Source organism: Acinetobacter gerneri DSM 14967 = CIP 107464 = MTCC 9824, from assembly GCF_000368565.1.
In the GTDB taxonomy this organism is placed as follows: domain Bacteria; phylum Pseudomonadota; class Gammaproteobacteria; order Pseudomonadales; family Moraxellaceae; genus Acinetobacter; species Acinetobacter gerneri.
In genome coordinates, this window is the sequence record NZ_KB849537.1 from 276042 (window position 1) to 295730 (window position 19689).

22 protein-coding genes and 1 pseudogene are annotated in these 19689 nt (G+C 37.3%); 12 read left to right on the top strand and 11 right to left on the bottom strand.

Annotated elements, in window-relative coordinates; all coding sequences use genetic code 11:
* Positions 1-248: 248 nt before the first annotated feature.
* From metG to F960_RS02970, 3 genes are all read left to right on the top strand, one after another.
* The gene (gene metG, locus F960_RS02960; protein ID WP_004857293.1) at positions 249-2303 is read left to right on the top strand and encodes a methionine--tRNA ligase; all 2055 of its coding nucleotides are present in this window, start codon (positions 249-251) and stop codon (positions 2301-2303) included.
* A 161-nt stretch (positions 2304-2464) separates the two neighbouring features.
* The gene (locus F960_RS02965) at positions 2465-2881 is read left to right on the top strand and encodes a hypothetical protein (protein WP_004857295.1); all 417 of its coding nucleotides are present in this window, start codon (positions 2465-2467) and stop codon (positions 2879-2881) included.
* A 78-nt stretch (positions 2882-2959) separates the two neighbouring features.
* Positions 2960-3445 (top strand): hypothetical protein, encoded by a 486-nt coding sequence (locus F960_RS02970; protein ID WP_004857297.1) that lies wholly within the window; start codon positions 2960-2962, stop codon positions 3443-3445.
* Positions 3446-3480: 35 nt separating this feature from the next.
* Here F960_RS02970 and F960_RS02975 read toward each other — a convergent pair whose 3' ends face one another.
* The 5 genes from F960_RS02975 to F960_RS02995 form a co-directional block, all read right to left on the bottom strand.
* Complete coding sequence (locus F960_RS02975; protein ID WP_228681420.1) at positions 3481-3942, bottom strand: hypothetical protein; 462 nt, start codon at positions 3940-3942, stop codon at positions 3481-3483.
* Between the two features lie 77 nt (positions 3943-4019).
* Positions 4020-4616 carry a hypothetical protein gene (locus F960_RS02980; protein WP_004857302.1) on the bottom strand — a complete coding sequence of 199 codons (597 nt, stop codon included), beginning with the start codon at positions 4614-4616 and terminating at the stop codon, positions 4020-4022.
* A gap of 134 nt (positions 4617-4750) precedes the next feature.
* Positions 4751-5374, bottom strand: a complete 624-nt coding sequence (locus F960_RS02985) for a LysE family translocator (protein ID WP_004857304.1) — start codon at positions 5372-5374, stop codon at positions 4751-4753.
* A gap of 228 nt (positions 5375-5602) precedes the next feature.
* Positions 5603-5794 (bottom strand): NF038215 family lipoprotein, encoded by a 192-nt coding sequence (locus F960_RS02990; protein WP_004857307.1) that lies wholly within the window; start codon positions 5792-5794, stop codon positions 5603-5605.
* Between the two features lie 112 nt (positions 5795-5906).
* On the bottom strand, positions 5907-6566 hold the full coding sequence (locus F960_RS02995) for a YcbK family protein (protein WP_004857312.1): 660 nt from the start codon (positions 6564-6566) through the stop codon (positions 5907-5909).
* 50 nt (positions 6567-6616) lie between these two features.
* Between F960_RS02995 and F960_RS23195 the strand changes: the two genes are divergently transcribed.
* Positions 6617-6724, top strand: a complete 108-nt coding sequence (locus F960_RS23195) for a DNA polymerase III subunit chi (protein WP_373430217.1) — start codon at positions 6617-6619, stop codon at positions 6722-6724.
* 55 nt (positions 6725-6779) lie between these two features.
* On the opposite strand, the pseudogene F960_RS03000 reads toward F960_RS23195, so the two are convergent.
* Both F960_RS03000 and F960_RS03005 read right to left on the bottom strand, forming a co-directional pair.
* Positions 6780-7361, bottom strand: a pseudogene (locus F960_RS03000) (class I SAM-dependent methyltransferase); the annotation flags it as partial.
* A gap of 71 nt (positions 7362-7432) precedes the next feature.
* Positions 7433-8095 (bottom strand): hypothetical protein, encoded by a 663-nt coding sequence (locus F960_RS03005; RefSeq protein ID WP_042072507.1) that lies wholly within the window; start codon positions 8093-8095, stop codon positions 7433-7435.
* A 260-nt stretch (positions 8096-8355) separates the two neighbouring features.
* Between F960_RS03005 and F960_RS03010 the strand changes: the two genes are divergently transcribed.
* From F960_RS03010 to F960_RS03030, 5 genes are all read left to right on the top strand, one after another.
* Positions 8356-8916 (top strand): TetR/AcrR family transcriptional regulator, encoded by a 561-nt coding sequence (locus F960_RS03010; protein ID WP_035374068.1) that lies wholly within the window; start codon positions 8356-8358, stop codon positions 8914-8916.
* Between the two features lie 7 nt (positions 8917-8923).
* On the top strand, positions 8924-10579 hold the full coding sequence (locus F960_RS03015) for an MFS transporter (protein ID WP_004857322.1): 1656 nt from the start codon (positions 8924-8926) through the stop codon (positions 10577-10579).
* Between the two features lie 69 nt (positions 10580-10648).
* Complete coding sequence (locus F960_RS03020) at positions 10649-11794, top strand: HlyD family secretion protein (RefSeq protein ID WP_004857325.1); 1146 nt, start codon at positions 10649-10651, stop codon at positions 11792-11794.
* A 332-nt stretch (positions 11795-12126) separates the two neighbouring features.
* Positions 12127-12996, top strand: coding sequence for a 1-aminocyclopropane-1-carboxylate deaminase/D-cysteine desulfhydrase (locus F960_RS03025; protein ID WP_004857328.1), 870 nt, complete (start codon positions 12127-12129; stop codon positions 12994-12996).
* A 98-nt stretch (positions 12997-13094) separates the two neighbouring features.
* The gene (locus tag F960_RS03030) at positions 13095-14291 is read left to right on the top strand and encodes a BaiN/RdsA family NAD(P)/FAD-dependent oxidoreductase (RefSeq protein ID WP_004857331.1); all 1197 of its coding nucleotides are present in this window, start codon (positions 13095-13097) and stop codon (positions 14289-14291) included.
* Positions 14292-14337: 46 nt separating this feature from the next.
* On the opposite strand, the gene F960_RS03035 is transcribed toward F960_RS03030, so the two are convergent.
* From F960_RS03035 to F960_RS22580, 3 genes are all read right to left on the bottom strand, one after another.
* Positions 14338-14529, bottom strand: a complete 192-nt coding sequence (locus tag F960_RS03035) for a hypothetical protein (RefSeq protein ID WP_004857335.1) — start codon at positions 14527-14529, stop codon at positions 14338-14340.
* A gap of 72 nt (positions 14530-14601) precedes the next feature.
* Positions 14602-16269, bottom strand: a complete 1668-nt coding sequence (locus tag F960_RS03040; RefSeq protein ID WP_004857339.1) for a mechanosensitive ion channel — start codon at positions 16267-16269, stop codon at positions 14602-14604.
* A gap of 328 nt (positions 16270-16597) precedes the next feature.
* On the bottom strand, positions 16598-16744 hold the full coding sequence (locus F960_RS22580; RefSeq protein WP_004857342.1) for a hypothetical protein: 147 nt from the start codon (positions 16742-16744) through the stop codon (positions 16598-16600).
* Positions 16745-16934: 190 nt separating this feature from the next.
* Between F960_RS22580 and F960_RS03045 the strand changes: the two genes are divergently transcribed.
* On the top strand, positions 16935-17357 hold the full coding sequence (locus F960_RS03045) for a hypothetical protein (protein ID WP_004857343.1): 423 nt from the start codon (positions 16935-16937) through the stop codon (positions 17355-17357).
* Positions 17358-17431: 74 nt separating this feature from the next.
* Here the strand turns inward: F960_RS03045 and F960_RS03050 are convergent, their stop codons facing one another.
* Positions 17432-18040, bottom strand: coding sequence for a glutathione S-transferase (locus F960_RS03050; protein WP_004857346.1), 609 nt, complete (start codon positions 18038-18040; stop codon positions 17432-17434).
* 185 nt (positions 18041-18225) lie between these two features.
* Between F960_RS03050 and F960_RS03055 the strand changes: the two genes are divergently transcribed.
* On the top strand, positions 18226-19038 hold the full coding sequence (locus F960_RS03055) for an MBL fold metallo-hydrolase (RefSeq protein ID WP_035374065.1): 813 nt from the start codon (positions 18226-18228) through the stop codon (positions 19036-19038).
* 37 nt (positions 19039-19075) lie between these two features.
* A complete protein-coding gene (locus tag F960_RS03060; RefSeq protein ID WP_004857351.1) occupies positions 19076-19666 on the top strand; it encodes a dual specificity protein phosphatase family protein in 591 nt (196 codons plus the stop codon).
* The last annotated feature ends 23 nt before the right edge of the window (positions 19667-19689 follow it).

Here is a 19689-nt window from a genome sequence, read left to right on the forward strand (position 1 = left end):
TTATTTAAAATAAAATTTGCAATTTCTCATATTTTTTTCAAACATAGCGCTGTAAAATTGCTATGCAATGCACATAATTTCCTAAATTAAATCTCCACGCTTTTTGTACCCAGAGAAACTTTAAGATTTTCACTTTACTGGGCAATATTAATATTTGAAAAGATTTCACTGATTCATTTGTGCATATCAAGCCTAAGTCATGTAAAATCATTAGCCTTGCATTAACTTTGAGAAAGAGAGTTATATCCGTGCGAAATATTTTAGTCACAAATGCCCTACCTTATGCCAATGGTCCCATCCATATGGGTCACTTACTCGGTTATATCCAAGCTGATATTTGGGTTCGTGCTATGCGTGCAATGGGACATAATGTGACTTATGTTTGTGCGGATGATGCGCACGGTACTGCGATCATGCTTCGTGCAGAAGCAAATGGCATCACACCAGAACAACAAATTGCCAATGTTCAAAAAGAACATATCCGTGATTTTGATGGATTTGGCGTGCATTTTGATCACTATGACTCAACCAATAGCAATGAAAATAAAGCACGTTCAGAAGACATTTATCTGAAAAACCGTGAAGCAGGCAATATCGCTATTCGCCCTGTCACTCAGCTATTCGATCCTGAAAAAAATATGTTTTTATCAGATCGTTTTATTAAAGGCACATGCCCAAAATGTAAAGCTGAAGATCAATATGGCGATTCTTGTGAAGTCTGTGGCACAACGTATAATGCGACCGAATTACTCAACCCGCGCTCGACTTTAAGCGGTGCAACACCAGTTGAAAAATCATCTGATCATTACTTCTTTAAATTGCCAAATTTTGCGCAATATCTACAAAAATGGACGCGTGATGAAGGTCGTTTACCCGTATCTATCGCCAATAAATTGGATGAATGGTTTGACGCTGGTTTAACTGATTGGGATATTTCTCGTGATGCGCCATATTTTGGTTTTGAAATCCCAGATGCGCCAAACAAATATTTCTACGTTTGGGTTGATGCGCCGATTGGCTATATGTCTAGCTTTGAAAACTACGTCAAAACTACACGTCCAGACTTAAACTTTGATGACTACTGGAAAAAAGACTCTAAAAATGAAGTCTATCACTTCATTGGTAAAGATATTGTTTATTTCCATGCACTGTTCTGGCCTGCAATGCTTGAAGGTGCAAACTACCGCACGCCAACGGGTTTATTTGTAAATGGTTTCTTGACTGTAAATGGTCAAAAAATGTCTAAATCACGTGGTACATTCATTAAAGCTGAAACTTATTTACAGCACTTAAACCCTGAATATTTACGTTATTATTTTGCATCTAAACTTTCTGATAAAGTTGAAGATTCTGACTTAAATCTAGATGATTTTGTGCAAAAAGTTAACTCTGATTTGGTCGGTAAAGTTGTCAATATTGCCAGCCGTTGTGCAAAATTTATCAATACAAAATTTGATAATAAACTCTCAAATACTTGTGCTGAAGCTGAATTGGTTCAAAGCTTTATTGATGCAGGTGATTCAATCGCAAAATCATATGAATCACGTGAATTTTCTACAGCTATTCGTGAAATCATGGCACTCGCTGACCGTGCTAACCAATATATCGATGAGAAAAAACCTTGGGCGCTTGCCAAAGTTGAAGGTCAAGAACAACAAGTTCATGATGTTTGCTCAGTTGGTATCAACCTGTTCCGTCAGTTAGCTGTTTATTTGTCGCCAGTGTTGCCTACTCTTGCAAAACAAGTTCAGGATTTCTTGAAGCTTGAAAGCTTTGATTTTGCTTCACGTCAAAATGTACTGATCAATCATGAGATTGCGCAGTTTGAGGCATTGATGCAACGTGTCGATCCTAAAGCAGTCGCTGCAATGGTCGATGCTTCTAAGGATTCTTTGGCAGCGCCTGCTCCTGCAAAAGCTGAGAAGAAATCTGAAAAAGCCAAAGAGAAAAAAGCTGAACCTAAAATTGGTGAAGCAGAAATCATTGGTATTGAAGACTTTTTGAAGGTTGATCTACGTGTCGCAAAAGTTGTAGAGGCAGCAACTGTAGAAGGTTCGGACAAACTTTTACAATTGACCTTAGATGCGGGTGAAGCAGAAACTCGCAATGTCTTTAGTGGCATTCGTAGCAGTTACGCACCAGAAGATTTAACAGGTAAATTGGTGGTACTGGTTGCCAACCTTGCGCCACGTAAAATGCGTTTTGGTATCTCAAATGGTATGGTTCTTGCGGCAGGCAATGGTGAGGGTATCTTTATCATTTCGCCAGATAGCGGCGCTAAACCAGGTGATAAAGTATCTTAATCACACTCATTAAAATGAGCTAAAAAGACTTCTTCGGAAGTCTTTTTTTATGAATATTCACACAAATAATAGGACATACAATCCTGTAATTTAACTTTATTATTATTATTTAAAAAAAACTTTATAATTATCATATTCCAACAACATCATATGGTAATAAAATGAAAACTATAGCGGGTCCATTTGTACGTATTTTCGTTGCTAAAGCAGAAGCAGCACATCTACTTAAAACATTAACTGAAGTGTTTGAAGGTAAAATAGATTTTCAATTTGATCATGCGCCAACAGAGTCTACCGTTTATTCTGTACGAAATAGCTTAGGTTTATACTCGATTACTGCAACTGACAAAGCGCAGCCTGATTTTGTTGCAAAAACCAAAGCCGTATATGTTGTAGAAAATGTTGATGAAGTATTGGAAAATGCACGAAAAAATAATGTAGAAGTCGCACAAGAAAAAACACCTGTATCTGTAGGTTTCCAATCACGATTGAAAATGAGTGAAGACTGTTATTTTGAAATTGTTGAGTGGAGCGCAGAAAACATTGCCAAAATGAAAGTCATTGGTCTGCTCAAATAATCTATAAAAATAAATGCTAAGGCCTCTTTTGAGGTCTTTTTTATGCTAGTTTAGAAAAAAATAAAGAATATAACGCTTATGGAAAATGAGAATAATGAATTTAATAGCTTCACAAAATATGGGCCATTATTTGCTACGATACTCATTGTTGTTAGTATGCATATTTGGATATGTTCCAATGATCCCATACGCTTTTTACATGGCTTAGTCACGCCTTCAATCATAATTCCAATGCTACTTTATATGCTGATCGCGTTAATTTTCGGCTACTGTATAGGCATTATTCCAACATTCATCACACAACAAATTTTCTATAAACTGATCAAAAACAATCTTGCTGAACAAACGCAAGGACAAGTGCTTTACAAAGGATTTTTGGCTGGGATGATTTGGTCACCACTGGTATTGTTCAGTATTTTTGATGAAAAATGGTTGATGATTACTGCTTTTTTTGTCTTTGTCGTCGTGATACCAAGCGCTATGTTATGTGCATATATAGAGTGGCGAAAAAGCAGAAATTTCCAACTTTCAAAGCTTAAAAATGAGGATAAACGTTTAAAGTAAATCCTCATTTTTATAAATATCAAACAAGCTTAGCCTTATTCACTGCGTTTAAAAAGCTTTCCATTTTCTTTTAAAACTTTACCATCATATTCATAAGTCACTTTCTTATTTGCTAGTTTTTTGACCATAGCAGGATCTTCAGGTATTCCTAGAAAGACTGGCATTTTTACGATAATTTTATCTTTATTTGCAACCACATCAATAAGATCAGAACATGATCCAAAACGAGGAGATACCACAGGCACTTTCGTTTGAGAAATATTGATGAAATAGAGCTCGGCAGGACAACCCGTACCACCATTATCCTGAACCAAAAGGATATCGCTACCACCAATTTGATATTTTCCAACCAAACTTAAACTGTTATTTCCCTCAATCAGGGGGTTAATCATTTTCTTGTTAAAATAAGCAGTTTCAGCTCCTGTATCTGGATTTTCTTTAATCTCAAAAGTTCCAAATCGAGTATTTTTACTTTCGATTTCAGCTAAAGTATTCATAGAAAGTGCAAGACCGAAGCTTGCTAATAATAGTTGCTTTATCACGTTATTTTCCTTAAAAATTTATCATTAAAGTTTTAGTAAGTTTGAATACTCGGCTTTGTACATGCATTTTTCACGGTCATATCAAATGAAGCATATTCATTATCAATCATCGTGCCATAATTAAAATTAAAAGTTTGATGATCCTCTGGATCAAAACTCGAATATAAAACTTGGCTCAAACCTGTTACATTTTTTGTATATTTATTGATCACAAAAAATACTTTTTGGTCTGATGTTTTACGAAACACTATCGAGTCTTTTTCATTATTGTAGGTTTCTTGAGTGATAAAACAGCTATTTTTATCATCTATTCCAAGCAGCGAAGCATATTTAAACTGCTGATTTTGATCATTAATCGTTATAAATAAAGTTTTGATACCTGTTGAACTAAATGTCATACCCAGCAGTTTATCTGAAAATTTATAAGTGTTTGCGTTTCCCGACCAATTCTTCATTAAATATGAATGTTTTCCACGATAACTTTTTATAAAATCACATTGTTGTTCATCTTTGGTACAGTTACTCTGAATGATTTGCACGTCTCCTGCTTGTGCCAAAACTTTGTCTTGTGCAAATGCAGGAGTCATCCAGATCGATAAGCTTGCAATTAAAATGATTATATTCTTCACGTTATTTTTCTCTGAATATGTTGCTTTAACAGTGTCGTTTTAACTTTGTTTCTCTAAAGATGTGTCTTTAACTTTTCTTCTCTGATTGTAAGTTATCTAACTCATTTTCTCGAATGAGGAGGAGTAAAATATCCTTATTTCATCCCAAAAATTAATTTCAATCCAAGTAAGGTCATCACACCACCAGCGACTCGATCAAAAACTTTTTTAAACTTCAGATAAACTCGGCGCGGTTTTTCAGCTGATAATGCAACAGCAACCAATGAATACCATCCTGCATCAATAAAGAAACACAGAATCGGTAGCACAAAATAAAAATACGTAGGAATTTCTTTTGGTAAAAGTGCAGTAAAAATACTGGCTAAAATAATCGTAATTTTAGGATTAGAAAGCTGGGTAAATAGCCCCCAACGATAAGCTTGGGCATAACTCATTTGTGTTTTGCTATCAGTATGCGTCTCTACAGGTTCTTTGGCATGACGAATGATATTGAATGCCAACCAAAGTAAATATAAGCCACCAAAAACTTTAAGCACGATATACGCTGACGGTACAGCCAATAAAACCGCTTGTAATCCAATTACGGCTAAAAAACCAAATAATGCAGCACCAGTCCCTGTACCCAAGGCTGTAAACAAACCATGTTTACGTGAAATTGCGATCGAATTTTTTGCAACATAAATAAATGTTGGACCGGGACTGATTGCACCTAACATCAATGCTGCAGCAATCGAGCCTAAAATAATAAGCGAGTCCAAAATTTACTCCAGTACAAAAATTTCAGGTATTTTACAGCCTCATTGATGAAATGCATATGAAAATATCATTTTATATTTCTCTTTTTTGTTGCTTTTAAAATGCTTAATATTTTCAGCTAAGCACATCATTTCAATTGTTTACTGTCGCACTTAATCCTAAAAATCATTATAAAATTCAATTTATTAAAAAATAAAAAGCACATCATATGTGCTTTTTATTTGCAAAATTTACTGTTGATTTATATCAATATTTTCACGAGCGCTGAGTTGACGATCACCCAATTTAAAATCGTGATCATAAACTGGAACACCCACAACACTCATAGATCGACTTTGTGTATCTGTTTTCGCTTCCTTTTTATCGCAACCCACACCAACCACTGCGACGATACTGATGAGGAATAGCGTACGTATCTTCATAGCATCTCCTGCTTATGTTTATTTTTATCGTTTTAGCTTAGCAGTTCTGCACAAAAAAACAGCATTTTTTTATTTCAAAATACAACAATTTTTTTCAATGTAATCCAATTCATTATTTCTGCATACAGGGTGATGAATCAGATTTATAGTTTCCACCCCAAGTTCTAAAAGCAGCAGTATCAATATGATAAATATGGCGTGGATAAATCCCCAATCCCATATTGAGCTTTGGCCCTTTTTTCCTCCAAAATTCACACAATTGTTGAGTCGTTTTTTTATGTTTTTTTTCTAAGTCTGCGTCTTGGTCGATAATTTTAAAATCCACTGCAAAATTGGCCATATGCTTACTTTTTTTGGCACCACGCACACATGTATTCATCTCAGGACTGCGATAAGTCGAAATAATTCGATATTGTTTAAACACACCTTGTTCACGTAATTGTTCAATCACTTTTAAGCTTTTAACCAAGTGTAGCCAGTCTGCTTTTGGAGGAATAGCATAGCGAAATTCCTCGCATTTTTTAGGCATACTATGCCCTGTATATACCAAGTAATATGGTTCTGGTGCATCCTTTATTTTCGATGAAATATATTGATAATATTCATCCAATTGCACAGCATTCTTTTCTCGCCACTTTTGATATTGCAAACGCTCATTTTCAGAAATTTGTCCTGTATCACTTGCTGCAGTTTTTTTATCTTGCGATTTATTACAAGCCATCAAAGTTAAAAAAACTGCAAACAAGCAAACGATTTTATTATGTATTTTCATTTTCGTAGTTCATGCTTGCCCCAAAACTAAATATACAGCCTCACTGCAAAATGATCCATCTGCTTGAATATCAAAATATTTACGAACTCGATCAGATACTTTGGACTGTAAATACAAAATCGTTTCTGCCGCATGATCTGGGCTTTGCATCCGTGTAATCCAACTTGAAAAATCAAGTTCAAGCTTTTGTTTTTCTATGGTTTCTATGCGAAATCCTGCATACTCGGCAAAGTTACACCATTCTTGCAAGCTATAATCACGGACATGGCTCGGATCGCGAATCATCTCAATACTTTGTAAAAAAGTGTCTAAAATCGGGTCACTTTGACCAAGGATATCAAAGATGATCACTTTACCTTGCTCTGACAAAACACGTTTCATCTCAAGCATTGCCTGCCCAACATTTTGCCAATGGTGTGCAGAGTAACGACTGATAATGCAATCAAAAGATTGAGGCGCAAAATTGAGATGTTCAGCGCAACCGACTTGACCCGTCACATGATTTAAACCCTGCTGCTTTGCGTGTTTCAATACAGTTTCAACCATTGACTGAGTCACATCATAAGCAACAACTTCTTCAACGATCGGAGCAACCTGATAACTGACATGCCCACCACCACAGCCCAAATCAAGCACCTTTTTAAAGGAATTTTTCTGTAATAATTCACGCATTTTAGCAAATTCGACACCTTGAGCATGAACTTGACTATGTAAATAAGCTTCTGATTTATCTTGATATTGATTGGTATTTACATCATGTTGTGTTTTCATTTTTCCATTCTCACCACGAAACATGTATATACTTTAACCAGTATATTTAAAAAATAAAAATAATATGTTTTAAGCTTATTTATAAATATTTTTTATTAATCATCTACTAAACACGGCGATCTTTTGGTTGAGCGTCCGATGCCCCAAGTTCGATAACCCAAGGTATCGATATGCAAAGTGTCATTGTTATAAATACCTAAACCCATGCGGTACTCACGCCCATCTTCAATCCAGAATTGACAAAGTTCTTTAATTTTTGTCCCCTGATTGTGATAAATTTGCTGTTGCTCGTTGAGTAACTGAATATCAACTGCACTGTTACTATCATGTTTACTTTCAATAGCATTGCTAAAACAAGCATTGGCCTGTTTAGGACTATAAGCATGCACAATACGATAGTGATCGAATAATCCATTCATTTGAAGTTTCTCAATAAGTTTCAATGAATTGATGATATTTTTCCAATATTGTTTTGGTGGAATAGTAAATTGATACTGTTCACAACCTTTAAGCTCATTGCTTTGGTTATAACTGAGCTGAAATACATTTGGAGTATTTTTCAAATATTTTGCAAGGTAACTGCGATATTCATCTAATAAAACTCGGTTGTTTCCCGTATACCAATTTTTAAATTGTTGCTCAGTTGTCTTATCAGGGAATGTTATATTTTTCAATTGATCAGCATCCTCTCTAGAATGGCATGCTGTCAGTACAATAAACTGAGATATCATAATCCAAAATGTAATAATCTTTAACATATCACCCCAGTAATATATTGATATATATAATATAAATAATAAAAAATTAAATTTACTCTCCATTAATTTCTACATATTTTGTTCTATTTTTACAATAGTTCATATGATATTTTTGTGTACTACATCACATTTTTATTGGCATTTTCCATCAAATTTTATTTGATTTACAAAAAATTTCCGAAAATTATTTTACATCGGACAAAAATGTCCGTTTAATTCGTATTGTTCTTTTCACTATTTTTTTCATGCAAGTTCTCGATATGCAAACTACGCTCAATCGTCAACAAAAGGCGGCTCAAAACCGTATCGACCTGCTCAATGCTGCTCTTTTGATTTTTCGTCATCACGGAATTCGTGCGCCATTACAAATGGTCATTGATGAGGCGGGTGTTGGACGTGCGACCTTTTATCGCAATTTTGCTGATCGTAAAGCATTGGTGATTGCTTTGATGGAGTATGGACTGGAACGTTTGGAAAAAAATGCTCAACATTTCATCCAATTTGAGGATGGTTTATTTCAACTCATTCGCAATCATATTCATAACCTCCCCTTACTCACCGCTTTGGTGGATTATTGGCGAGTGATTGAACATCATGATCCTGTGTTGATTGAGATCTATGCGCGTCGAGATGCAATTTTGCAGCCATTGATTGATAAGGCGATCGCACATGGCGTATGTCGTGCAGATTTGACACCTAAAGATTATGCAATGATCACAGGGATTTTGCGTTCTTCTTTTCAGGGTTTAAATGAACAAGAGCAAGTTCGCCTTGCCACACGAGCCGTTGATTTACTAATCAATGGCATCAAAGCGTCGTGAGGTTGTGATGGAAAAATCACCTCGTGTTTTAGAACCAATGCCAGATTGGACCCCTGAAGAGCGTCCTACATTACCGGGTTCACCTGCTGCAATCGCACATTCAAATCAAAAACGTTTGCTGTATTTTATCATTGGCATCGTGGTGGCGATTTCAGGTAGTTTGAGTAATGGTTTTATTACTGCAAATTTACCATTAATTCAGGGTGAATATGGTTTAACGCCTGCTGAGGCGGCGTGGATTCCTGCTGCCTACGTAATGGCAAATGTCAGTTCAAACTTGATTTTATTTAAAGCTCGTCAGCAATATGGTTTACGGCTTTTTTCTGAATTAGGTTTAGTGCTATTTATTTGCGTGCTGATTTTACATATTTTTGTGCATACCTTTCACATGGCACTATTTGTGCGCATCGTCAGTGGCATCGTGGCTGCGCCGCTGAGTTCATTGGGTATGTACTATATTATGCAGGCCTTTAAGCGAGTACATTTTGGTAAAGGACTATTTTTAGCACTGGGTTTTCAACAGCTCGGAGTACCGTTGGCATGGATCATTTCACCATATTTGGTTGATGTAAATGATTGGGCACAGCTCTATACCTTTGAGTTAGGATTGGCTTTGTGCTGTCTAGCGATGGTCGTATCATTAAAATTACCCCGCAGTCTGCGTATTGAAGTCTTTGAAAAACAAGATTTCTTTACTTTTGCTTTGCTCGCACCAGGTTTTGCTTGTTTTTGTATTGTGCTCACTCAAGGTCCAATTTTGTGGTGGGTCAATGTTCCATGGCTCGGCTATGTCCTGATCGCGGGCTTTGTCCTCGTTATCGTCGGTTTGACGTATGAACATTTTCGGGTCAATCCGTTGATCATGACGCGTTGGCTCGGCACGTCTTCTACCATTCGCTTTGTGATTGGTGCCTTGGCGATACGTATTTTGATGTCCGAACAAAGCTATGCAGCAGTTAACTTCTTAAAGACTATGGGCATGGGGCCAGATCAGTTTGTTCCCTTATATAGCGTGATTTTTATCGGAATCGTAATAGGTACAGTATTTAGCGCGATAACATTTTCTCGCGAACGCATGATTTGGCATTTGTTGTTTGCCACATTTTTGGTTTTTGTCGCTTGTGCACTAGATTATCATTTAACCAGCGATGTTAGACCGGCAAATTTTTATCGTAGTCAGTTTTTGGTGGGCTTTGCCAGTGGAATGTTTATCGGTCCTTTGCTATTAACAGGGATCATCAATGCGCTGCAAAAAGGTCCTAGTCATATGGTGACCTTTGTCGTGCTATTTTCTGCAACTCAAACCTTTGGCGGGCTGATTGGTTCATCATTTTTTTCGACTTATCAGCAAATTCGTACGCAAAATTATGTCACTGAAATCGTCAGCAATTTACCCCAAGCAGACCCATTAGTTGCACAGCGACTTGCCACTTATACACAAAGTGCCAGTAAATACACCATTGATCCAAATTATGAACAAAATCAAGCGATACGTAGCTTAAGTCAACAAGTGACCAAAGAAGCGCAAGTTCGTGCTTATAATGATGTCATTGCGCTCAATGGTATTTTTGCGGTACTACTCTTAATCTGGGGTGGTTCAAATATCGCAAGAACCAAATATCTCAGTTTAAAACAACAACGGATGGAAAGAATGAAATCATAATTCTTGTTTTGAAATGATTAAATTGAACTAGATACAGCACACAGATCAGTATTTTATTTGAGTAACGATATGGCACAAGATCAAAATAGTACAGAAAAACCGACAGCACCTCAGTCAGAGTCTGCACCTGCCGCAAGCCCTACTCCGTCCCCTGCTGTTCCACCACCTTCGAGTAAACTCATTCCGACTGCGAAGCGGACTTTGGTGCTGATGTTTTTTGTATTATTGATCGGGATTGCAGTCATTATGTGGGCGTGGAAACTGGGTCCATTTAGCAATGCAATTCAGTCTACTGACAATAGTTATATCAAAGGTAAAACAACGGTTTTATCCTCACAAATCAATGGCTATATCAAAGATGTCAAAGTCATCGACTATGATCATGTCAAAAAAGGTCAGGTGTTGATGCATATCGATGCAACAACGTATGATCAAAAAGTCACCCAAGCCGAATCAGGTGTTGATCAAGCTAAAAATAATTTAGCCAATCAAGCACAAAATATTGAACAACGCAAAGCCGATATCGTTGCAGCTCAAGCTAAAGTTGACCAAGCCAAAGCGACTTATGAACTTTCTGTCAGTCAGCTCAATCGTTATCAACAACTTGGAAATAGCGGTGCAGCTTCAAAAACTGAGCAAGATAAAGCGGCTGCTGATGCCAAAAATAATTTAGCCCTCCTCAAACAAGCCGAAGCCAATGTCTTGGTTGCCAAAGAAGCATTAAAAACGGCTGAGGTTGCTGAAACAGGCTTAAAAGCACAAGTCACCAATGCCAATGCACAATTGGATCAAGCCGTGACCACAAAGGATTATAGTGTGATTACCGCTCCAATGGATGGTCAACTCGGTGAGGTTAGCCCTCGTGTTGGGCAATATGTTGCGGCAGGCACACAGTTACTCTACCTCATTCCCAAACAAACATGGGTTTTGGCAAATTTTAAAGAAACCCAGATTGCTGATATGAAAATCGGGCAAAAGGCTTGGTTTACTGTAGACGCTATGCATCATCAGAAATTTACTGGGCATATTGAAGAAATATCTCCTGCTGCAGGTTCAGAATTTAGCGTACTCAAACCTGACAATACAACGGGGAACTTTACCAAAGTCGTGCAACGGATTTCAGTACGTATCGCGATTGATCCAAACCAACAAGGCTTACAATACCTCCGTCCTGGTATGTCGGTTGTGACCTCAGTCGATACCAATTCAAAATAAATGTATAGCGTTTTAAAGATGGGCTAGATAACGTGCATAAATAGATTTTAGATTAACATTATGTTCTACAGTACCGTTTCCTCTCCTTTTTAAAGGATGAGGAACATGTTCCGCAAGAAAGTAAGGATGCTATTAGAAATTTACCCTCATCCTAACCTTCTCCCAAAAGGAGAAGGGACTTCCTGTATTAACTTTCAAAATAATAAATGACTGTATATTTTAGATTTATGAAAGAGATCTAATGGGTGACTTAAAGCTGTTTTATTTTTAAATAAATCAGTCCGAAGCCATTTTTTCGATACAATACAAACAAAGATTAAGCCACTAAAGCCATGTTTGAGCATATTCAACAACCGATTTGTGATCAAAAAGTCCAGCTCGACTCTACGATTGAGCTGGTCATCAAACGTCTTGATCTGATTCACCCTGAAATTTCGGGCAATAAATTTTATAAATTGAAATACAATTTACTCGAAGCAAAACGCTTAGGGAAAAAACGGATTATTAGTTTTGGTGGCGCATATTCAAATCATATCGCGGCGACAGCCTATGCGGCTAAACTTTTTGGCTTTGAATGTATCGGTATCATTCGTGGTGAAGAATTAGCCAACAAACCGCTTAATCACACTTTGGCGACTGCTGAGCGTCATGCGATGAAGTTGGAATATGTTTCACGTGAAAAATATCGGCATAAAAATCAAGCAGAATTTTTAAAAGAATTATTGGAAAAATATCCTGAAAGTTACATCATTCCTGAAGGGGGAACCAATGCCCTTGCGATACAAGGCTGTCAGGAAATCTTATCAGCTCAAGACTTAGAATATGATTATATCGCCTGTGCAGTCGGTACTGGTGGAACGATTTCAGGCATCATCGAAGCCAGCCAAGATCATCAGAAAATTTTAGGATTTTCGTCATTAAAAGGTGATTTTCTCAAGCAAGAAATCAGCCAATGGACGCAAAAAACCAATTGGCAAATCACTGATCAATACTGCTTTGGCGGCTATGCGAAGTTTTCTCCTGAGCTGCTCAACTTTATCGATGAATTTGAACAGAAATATCAAATTCCGCTCGATCCCGTATATACAGGAAAAATGTGTTTTGGCATTTTCGAGCTACTCAAACAAGATTATTTTCCCAAACATAGTCGCATCTTGTTAATTCACAGTGGCGGTCTGCAAGGCAAAGGAGCCAAGCATTGAAATGACCACTTTAAAAAATTCGCTCCCCTTCGAATAGTCCTGAAATTTACACCATTTTTCGCTATACTTTGCCGCTTTGAAAATACCGAGTATCGACCATGTCCACAAATCATTATGACGTCATCGTTTTGGGTGCAGGTGCGTCAGGATTAATGCTTGCTGCAAAAGCCGCAGCACGTGGGCGTCATGTACTCGTTGTAGAAAAAGCCAATAAAATTGGTAAAAAAATCCTCATGTCAGGCGGTGGGAAATGTAATTTCACCAATTTATATGTTGAGCCTGAAAACTTTATTTCACACAATCCACATTTTGTGATTTCTGCGCTAAGCCGCTATAACCAATGGGATTTCATTGGGATGGTCTGTGAGTATGGCATCGACTACGAAGAGCGTAAGCATGGTCAACTTTTCACACTAAAAGGCGCAAAAGAAATTTTAAAAATGCTGGAAAATGAATGTGAAAAAACGGGTTTAGTTGAGATTCGAGCTAACTGTGAAGTTAAAGCTGTTCAAAGTATTGACTCTGGTTTCAAGATCACAAGTACACAAGGCGATTTCCAGTCAGAATCCTTAGTGATTGCTTCAGGTGGCTTGTCTATTCCAACTTTAGGTGGTTCAGGCATCGGTTATGACATTGCCAAGCAATTTGGTCATCATGTCTATCCGACACGAGCAGGACTTGTACCTTTTACATTTTCAGATCAATTTAAAGAAGTCACCACTCGACTCAGTGGTAATGCTGTAGAAGCAACGCTTTCCAATGACCTAAATAGTTTTACTGAAGCATTATTGTTTACTCATCGCGGTTTGAGCGGTCCAAGTTCTTTACAACTTTCTAACTACTGGAATGTTGGGCAAAGTTTTAAAGTTGATTTTGCACCAAGCACTGATTTACACGCCTTATTTAAACAGAAGAAAAATACCCAACCCAAAGTTTTATTACGCACCATATTAAGTGAAATGTACCCAAAAAGTGTGATCACTGAGCTACAACAACTGATTTGGTCTGATGTTGCAGAAACCGCGATTGGTCAATTGAGTGATGAAAAACTTAAAACGATTGCTGAAAGACTGCATGCATTTGAGTTAAAACCTTCAGGAACTGAGGGTTACCGCACTGCTGAAGTGACTTTGGGTGGCGTAGATACTGCTGAGGTTTCTTCAAAAACGATGGAAAGTAAGAAACAAAAAGGTTTATTTTTTATCGGTGAAATACTGGATGTAACAGGACATTTAGGTGGATTCAATTTTCAATGGGCATGGTCATCTGCACATGCCGCATCTGAATTTGTTTAGTGCCATCACTGGATGATCACCAGTAAGTATGATGTATACATAGAAACTATTCTTCGCTTTTAGGCTGAGAACTTTCTGAATCTGTGTATAAATCAGCTTGCGCCTCGACGTGTTCATTTTCCTGTGATTTTTTCTTAGGTTTTGCAAATACAAATTTATAGGCGCTTGCTAAAAAACCCACTGTAATCCCCGCAATCACCACAGGTGCTATAAATTTATTCGGTTTTTTTGGTGGCATTATTTCCCTCCAAATCAAAAATAAAAAAGATCGACCAATTTAGACTGATCGATCTTGAGTGAAAATTAAAGGTTATTTCGGGTCATTTTTCAAAGGGTCATCTGAACTAGTGCTATTTTCACCGGTTGATCCATAAGGATTATTGTGTTCAGAGTACTCTGATTCGACCGCATTACTGTCAGTGCTTAGCTGACTTTCTGTAGGTGATGGATCAGTTGTAGCTGTAGATTTTTCAGCGAGTGGATTGGGTTGATTTGCCTCTTTTTTGGCTTTATCAATCAATCCATTCAACACAGTTTCAGCAGGTTGACGACCACCTAAACCAAATGCCAAAGCAAAGGCAACTGCAACAGAACCCAAAGTTAAGCCAAATGCCAAATTGACAATGGAGTCAGCGATACCCATCGCTCGCAGTCCCATGGCAATCACCAAGCCCATGATCAAAACACGGACCAAATTGCCTAGCCATCTTGAGCTATTGTATTCACCTCGTTGCACGATATTTGCCACAAGATTTGCCAACCAAAAGCCGATCACCATAATGACCGCACCGAGCAAGATACTTGCACCAAACTGGATAAACATCGCAATCAAGACACTGATTTGCTCGAAACCAAGTCGATTCGCCGCTTCCGAAACAGCAAAGAGCATAGTGAAAAATACGATCAAATATCCAATGATACAAGATACTTTCGTGTTGCCTAAAAAGCGCTGTACGTCCAATTTTGCAGGGATTTCATCAACACCAGTACCAGCCACCAGCTCTGAAACCAAACGAGCCACAAAGCGAGACACCACATAGGCCAAGATCAGGATCAATCCAGCAGCAATGATGTTTGGAATCGCATTCATGATTTGACCAAGCATCAAAGTGGCAGGCTCAGAAATCGCCTGTATACCGAGTGCTTCAAATGCGACAATCAATGCAGTGATAATGATAATGGCAAAAACAAATGAACCTAAAAATTTGGCAATACTGCCATTTTTAAACAAGCCAATCTTTTGTGCTTGAGACTGTAGATTGAGGCTATTGATCAGTCCTTCCACGATGCCACGGACAATTTTTGCCAAGATATAACCAACAAAAATAATAACCCCAGCAATAAAGATATTGGGTAAATAGGAAATGGCTTCATTTACCATATTTTGCACAGGAACCAGTAAGCCTGTGAGTCCTAAAATAGACAGAACAATGGGTAAAAATAGTAGTAAAATCAACCAATAAATAATTTCTGCAATATTTTCACTGATCGGACTTACACCAACGTCCGCACTCAATTTTTCATCCAATTGAGTTTTGGCTAAAACTCGAACCAAGCCTGCTCGTGCCAATCTTGCAGCGATCCAACCGATAAAAGCCACAATCACCGCTGCGATGATATTTGGTACAAAAATCAGAAATTGACCGATCATGTCACTTAAAGGAGCACTGACACTACTGATATTAAGAACATTCAATGCTGCGATCACAGCAAGGATTAAAACAAACCAAAAAACAAATTTTGAAACAATCGATTCATAATCAGGCACTTTCGACTGTGCCACAGTATGTCCTGCTGCACTTGAAAGATTGTGATTCGTATTTAATTTTTGTAGGAGCTTTTTTATGCCTGCTGCGACGATTAAAGCAATAATCCAACCCACGATTAAAATGAGTACGGCAGCAATAATGGGATGAAATTGATCCCAGTAGTACATAAAATCTAGTCCCCTCGGGTCTCCAGTAAAATATCCGTTCATTTTTCACCTCTTGTTATGTTCTGTTTTTAACAAGCAAGTCAAGCAACTTGTTCTTTATAAATTGGATAATTTATATTCAATATTATTGAAAAAGTATATTTTTTAAGCAACATAAGACTGCATAACTACTACAAAAATGAGCGTGAATAGAAAAACGCTACTGAATGATGCAAAAAAGCCTTAGCAATTGCTAAGGCTGTTGGTGGAATATTCTAGAAATCGTCATGCCATTTAGAGGAACATGAACTGAAAATTGCAGCTGATGTATCACTTTACACTCAGTATTTTGTGAATAAACATCTCGCTACGCTTGAAATGGTGCTTCATATTATTTAGCCCAGTCAGCAACCATATACATAAGCATCGCAAATAAGAATAAGCCTACAAGAATCAGCATATACACTGGCAAACGGCGTTTTTGTTGAATCTCTTCCCTGCTGGTCACATGAGAAGGACGGCTGAAATCATGTTGCATAAGCACCTCTCTAATTTATTAATATTCGATTGGTGAATTTTTATACTACGCCTGATTGATCCTTTTGTGTGTATACATTTGTTATGAGAATTTTACAGCAGATTTGCTCCTAACAAATTCAAAGCACAGAACAACATATTAAGATCTAACTAGGCTATAATGTCGTCCCTCATTTTAGATCTTGATTTTTATGTCATATCAAAGGCAAGCTGTTTCTTTGGATCTGGATACAGATGTCACTCATCAATGCACTTTGCATACCACTCGCGATGGTCATCTTATTGGTATCATTGAGTTTAGTAAGCCAAGTTATGCTTTGAAATGGGGAGATTTAGAATATTTTCGTCGTCGTACCGAGGAATTTTCGGTGATGCCGTTTCCTGATTGTATCAATGCGATGGTGATTGATATCCGTGATGTAAAACCTTTTGTAGACAACGATGTGCCGATTATCCCGTGGCGTTTACTTGAGGAAGAATGTCCAATACGTTTAGTTGTTCCCCAAGAACGTCTTGAATACTATGCAGGTTTTTTTGAGCCGACTTGGCTCACCAGTGATACTGAAATTGCCATCCAAGAACTGCGCGAGTTTATGGATATGTTTGTCCATTAAGCCCTAATATCTATAAAAAACCCACCTATGCTCAATCATCTGGTGGGTTTTTTATAGATCTATTTTTACAAAAATCAAAGGGCTAAATTTTGATAGACTGTTTGTTGCATCGAATCTCTTTGTTGCATTTTTTCAAACCATTGATATAAATCTGAAAATTCATTTTTCCATATATCATTGGGAAACCTAAAACTGATATAGTCTAAAAAACAAGCGACAGCAATCGCACCAATCGTTATACCCTCCGCAAAATCTTCCAAATGTTTTGCAAGCCAGTTCAGACTACTTTGTCTTGTTTCAATAAATCTTTGAATCATTTTCAAAGACTGTTCTTGTTCAGGCTTTTGATATTCAGCATATAAGCGACCTATGGCGGCCATTGCACCATCTGCCAAAGCCTGCAAACGCATGTCTTTAAAATAATGCACACGTTCGATCGGATATAAACTTTTCTTTTCACGTAAAGAGTTGAGATATTCACAAATCAATACAGATTCAAAAAGTACTTCTTTATGATTGAGTACCAAAGTCGGAACTTTACACAATGGATTGAGTTTGCGTAATTCTGGATCAGCCCATGGATTGATAAGGATCAAATCAACTTGATCTTGTAGTTCTAATTCAAGAATCGCCACTCGAACTTTCCGAGCAAAAGGTGATGTTGGTGAATAATATAATTTCATTTCCACTCTCCCCAAGTCAGCTGTTCATCTTCTGGTCAAAACTTGCTAACTATCCTTAAAATTATTATTAAAGTCAGTGCAAAGGAGCGATTACAATTTTACTCAATTGCCTATTTTATAAACATTGGTCTATCTATAAAATTACTGTATAACGTTGGATGAATGTATCTCAAGTAAAATTTTATATGATTTACAATATTTATCATCTTCATTGTGGAACAATGTGCCCCGTTTGTGCACCACTTTTTGGACAAAGAGGCTTAAAAGCCAATATCATTTGTCATTGTTTATTGGTTGAAACTGACCGTGGTTTGGTCTTGATTGATACTGGGCTTGGTATACAAGATTATTTACATACAAAAAAACGCCTTGGTGCAGTGCTCAATCGCTTTGGTGCAATCAAATCTGATCTGACTTTGACCGCTATCGCGCAAATCCAGCAGTTAGGCTTCAAACCTTCTGATGTAAAACATATATTGGTCAGTCACTTAGACTTTGACCATGCAGGAGGAATTTCAGATTTTCCAAATGCCACCATTCATATCTTGTCCAATGAGTTCAATGCAGCCCAAAAAATTTCTGCATTAAATAAACTGCGCTATCGTCCAAAACAGTTTAAAAATCATCGTTATTGGAACTTTTTAGAATTAGAAAAAGGTGAAAATTGGTTTAATTTTTCACGTGTGCAAGGCTTAAATATTTTTGCTGATGAAATTTTACTAATCCCATTACTCGGGCATACCGAAGGACATTGTGGTATTGCGATAAAACGTGAAAATGGTTGGTTATTTTTCTGCGGTGATGCGTACTATTCACATCTAGAGCTTGATCCGAGCAATAAATTGCCAATTTTAGAACGTACAGAAAAGATATTGGCAGCCAATAATAGCCAAAGAATGAAATCCTTGGCCGATATCCAAGCACTTGCAGCAAATCAATCAAATATTGAAATTATATGTGCGCATGACCCTAAAGATTTATCTCGATTTTTAACTTAATTTTTTACTTTTTTGCTTTATAAATAGACTGATTAAAATGAATAAAATTTACATTTCTCTTGGCTGTGCCCTGCTCCTTAATCTGCAACTCTCAGGCTGTATCAGTACTTCGGCTTTGCCTGATGAACAAAGACCTAGAACTTGGGCACATGTAGTCTCAAAACCACATAATTTTTATCAAGTTTCCGAACATGTTTATCGTAGCGAACAGCCTTCAGGAGATGTGTTAGCGCTTTTAAGACAACAAAATATTCAAATGGTGATCAATCTACGTGCCAGTAATTTAGATGCACAGGTTTTACAATCGATCGCTCATATACAAATGGTGCATATCCCAATCAATACATGGTCGATCAGCCGTGAAGAATTATTGCAAGTCATGCAAAGCATTGAAAAGGCAAAACAACAAAATAAAAATGTTCTTATCCATTGTTATCATGGCTCGGATCGTACAGGGGCAAGTGTCGCCATGTACCGCATTATTTTTGAAAATTGGTCAAGAGAAGATGCACTCAATGAAATGAAACATGGTGGCTACGGTTTCCACCCGATTTGGTTCAATATCGAAAAACTTTTTAGCCCTGAAAATATAAAATGGATTCGAAATCAGCTTTCAAATCCATCTTAAAGTTTCGCAAAAATGCTTTTGAA

Excerpts from the sequence above, each read along its gene's own strand:
- F960_RS02965 (WP_004857295.1), top strand. The coding sequence starts at position 2,465 with ATGAAAACTATAGCGGGTCCATTTGTACGTATTTTCGTTGCTAAAGCA.
- F960_RS02970 (WP_004857297.1), top strand. The coding sequence starts at position 2,960 with ATGGAAAATGAGAATAATGAATTTAATAGCTTCACAAAATATGGGCCA.
- F960_RS02975 (WP_228681420.1), bottom strand. The coding sequence starts at position 3,942 with ATGAATACTTTAGCTGAAATCGAAAGTAAAAATACTCGATTTGGAACT.
- F960_RS02990 (WP_004857307.1), bottom strand. The coding sequence starts at position 5,794 with ATGAAGATACGTACGCTATTCCTCATCAGTATCGTCGCAGTGGTTGGT.
- F960_RS02995 (WP_004857312.1), bottom strand. The coding sequence starts at position 6,566 with ATGAAAATACATAATAAAATCGTTTGCTTGTTTGCAGTTTTTTTAACT.
- F960_RS23195 (WP_373430217.1), top strand. The coding sequence starts at position 6,617 with ATGATCCATCTGCTTGAATATCAAAATATTTACGAACTCGATCAGATA.
- F960_RS03005 (WP_042072507.1), bottom strand. The coding sequence starts at position 8,095 with ATGTTAAAGATTATTACATTTTGGATTATGATATCTCAGTTTATTGTA.
- F960_RS03010 (WP_035374068.1), top strand. The coding sequence starts at position 8,356 with ATGCAAACTACGCTCAATCGTCAACAAAAGGCGGCTCAAAACCGTATC.
- F960_RS03015 (WP_004857322.1), top strand. The coding sequence starts at position 8,924 with ATGGAAAAATCACCTCGTGTTTTAGAACCAATGCCAGATTGGACCCCT.
- F960_RS03020 (WP_004857325.1), top strand. The coding sequence starts at position 10,649 with ATGGCACAAGATCAAAATAGTACAGAAAAACCGACAGCACCTCAGTCA.
- F960_RS03025 (WP_004857328.1), top strand. The coding sequence starts at position 12,127 with ATGTTTGAGCATATTCAACAACCGATTTGTGATCAAAAAGTCCAGCTC.
- F960_RS03030 (WP_004857331.1), top strand. The coding sequence starts at position 13,095 with ATGTCCACAAATCATTATGACGTCATCGTTTTGGGTGCAGGTGCGTCA.
- F960_RS03035 (WP_004857335.1), bottom strand. The coding sequence starts at position 14,529 with ATGCCACCAAAAAAACCGAATAAATTTATAGCACCTGTGGTGATTGCG.
- F960_RS03040 (WP_004857339.1), bottom strand. The coding sequence starts at position 16,269 with ATGAACGGATATTTTACTGGAGACCCGAGGGGACTAGATTTTATGTAC.
- F960_RS22580 (WP_004857342.1), bottom strand. The coding sequence starts at position 16,744 with ATGCAACATGATTTCAGCCGTCCTTCTCATGTGACCAGCAGGGAAGAG.
- F960_RS03045 (WP_004857343.1), top strand. The coding sequence starts at position 16,935 with ATGTCATATCAAAGGCAAGCTGTTTCTTTGGATCTGGATACAGATGTC.
- F960_RS03050 (WP_004857346.1), bottom strand. The coding sequence starts at position 18,040 with ATGAAATTATATTATTCACCAACATCACCTTTTGCTCGGAAAGTTCGA.
- F960_RS03055 (WP_035374065.1), top strand. The coding sequence starts at position 18,226 with ATGATTTACAATATTTATCATCTTCATTGTGGAACAATGTGCCCCGTT.
- F960_RS03060 (WP_004857351.1), top strand. The coding sequence starts at position 19,076 with ATGAATAAAATTTACATTTCTCTTGGCTGTGCCCTGCTCCTTAATCTG.